The organism is Streptomyces sp. WM4235 (assembly GCF_001279725.1).
In the GTDB taxonomy this organism is placed as follows: Bacteria; Actinomycetota; Actinomycetes; order Streptomycetales; family Streptomycetaceae; genus Streptomyces.
Genome location: NZ_LGDE01000176.1, coordinates 1 through 1,485, shown reverse-complemented (window position 1 = coordinate 1,485; position 1,485 = coordinate 1). Strand labels below are relative to the sequence as shown.

The window sequence follows — 1,485 nt, the reverse complement described above, 5'->3', positions numbered from 1 at the left end:
GCCTTCAATACCGGCCCCACACCCTCGACGGCTTCATAGCCGGCACCGGACTCACCCTCGATGCGCCAACCTCACCCTGAAAAGCCGAAGTCAGTAACGCCTGCTGCCAGCTGTCGAAACAAGCATCAAAGCCCTTGAGTACCTGGTTCCTTCGGGGGTGACGGTGTGCGGGACATTGCCCGCGCAGTCAGCAGCCGCACTGCTCCCGCACCCGCCCGAAATCGTCGCGGCACGTCGGGGTGTGCCTAGCCGAGATCCCCCTGCGCCGGGCGCCACTCAGTCGGGACGTGTCCCTGCGGTACTTCGTACCGCTCCACCCTCAGGAATCCCTCCGGCTTCTCCCGGAGCTAACCACGCTCCACCGGACCATTCTCTGGCGCGGCCCAGAGGGGAAGTCTCCGACGTGCGGTTGCCGCCTGCGTCATAGCCGAAGATGAGGGTGTCGCCGTTAGCGTCAGGGTGGTCGTACACCGCCTTGCGCCACGCGGCCGGCACCAGCTCGTCGACCTCCTGCGGCAACAACGGCTTGTCCTTTCACCCGCCGTACGGCTGCTGAAGGACTCGTGAAGGGGGCCGCGACCTCCCTCGGAGCACTGATCGTCTCGGCGCAGGAACGACACCGTCGTCTCTTGCTGGGCGATGGACCATCCGGTCCACGACTTGTTTCCCGGACTCCCGCGGCAGAAGTGGAAGCGCCGTTCCTGTGGGAACGGGGCCCACGGCCCACGCGTTTACGACTGGGCAAGGGTCGAGGTTCGTCCCTGGCACCGCGAGGACCGCCGGCACTGGGTGCTCGCCCGTCGCAGCGTCAGCCGACCCGACCAGATCTCCTACTACATCGCCTACTGCCCCGCAGAGCCACCCTCGACGAGCTGATCCCCGTCGCGGGAAGCCGCTGGGCCGTCGAGGAATGCTTCCAGACCGCCAAGCAGGAATGCGGCCTGGACGACTCCCAGGTCCGCCGTTACCCCGGCTGGCACCGCCACATCACTCTTGCCATGGCCGCCCACGCCTGCATCACCGTCCTGAAGGCCCGCGAGGCGGACACAGGGAAAGCAGAAACGGATCCTCCCAGCTCATACCCCTCACCCTCCCCGAACTCCGACGCCTGATCAACCGCCTCACCCACCGCCGACCAGCACCCGCCCAGCACGTCCTGCACTGGTCGCACTGGCGCCGCAGGCGACAACACCAAGCCCGCGTCAGCCACTACAAACGACGCGGCCACACACCACCAGAAACCAACAAACCATCACCACAAACACCGTTGCAGTACTAGTACTGCAATCACACTTGTGTGTGGTTGAGTTGGTGTGTGACTGAGCTCGGGGTGGGGTTGGTTGAGGAGTGGGACGGGGTGCTGGCCGGGCTGCATGCCCGGTTCGCATCGCGTTTCGTGAGGTCGGAGCCGCGGGGTCGGGCGCTTGCGTATATGCGGGGTCTGATCGCGCCGTTGGAGCGGAAGAACGGCTGGACTCTGGCGGA

The 1,485-nt window shown here is 65.9% G+C and carries 3 pseudogenes; all 3 read left to right on the top strand.

From position 1 onward, the window contains the following. Positions 1–80 (top strand): annotated as a pseudogene (locus ADK55_RS40965) (transposase); the annotation flags it as partial. Positions 81–609: 529 nt separating this feature from the next. Then, positions 610–1,112, top strand: a pseudogene (locus ADK55_RS36395) (IS701 family transposase); the annotation flags it as partial. A 218-nt stretch (positions 1,113–1,330) separates the two neighbouring features. Beyond that, positions 1,331–1,485: pseudogene (locus ADK55_RS37670) on the top strand (IS701 family transposase); the annotation flags it as partial.